Source organism: Gemmiger formicilis, from assembly GCF_016901605.1.
Taxonomy (GTDB): Bacteria; Bacillota; Clostridia; order Oscillospirales; family Ruminococcaceae; genus Gemmiger; species Gemmiger formicilis_B.
Map to the genome: position 1 here is coordinate 1 of NZ_JACJKP010000554.1, position 323 is coordinate 323.

Sequence of the window (323 nt, forward strand, 5' to 3'; positions counted from 1 at the left end):
TACGGATAGCGCCCACCTTGCAGAGGGCGGTTGCGCCAATCCTCAATGTGGACATACGCTTTCTTGTTCAGCTCGCTGATGGTGGCCGGAGACACCTTGCTGCCCCACAGCGCCTCGGTAATGTCCTCCACGCGCCGGACGGATACGCCTGCCAGGTACATCTCAATGAGAGCTTCTTCCACACTGCTCTCCCGACGGCGATACCGCTCAATAATGGCGGTTTCAAAAGAGATTCCCTTGAGCTTAGGCACCTTCAGGGTAACGTCCCCGGAAGTGGTGGTAAGGTTGCGGCTGTAGTGGCCGCTCCGGTATCCCTGGCGCTG

At 58.8% G+C, this 323-nt stretch carries 1 protein-coding gene; it reads right to left on the reverse strand.

All coding sequences use genetic code 11. The features are described 5' to 3' along the window. A partial coding sequence (locus tag H6B10_RS15900) for a transposase (RefSeq protein WP_204652411.1) occupies positions 1-323 on the reverse strand: 323 nt, incomplete at both ends.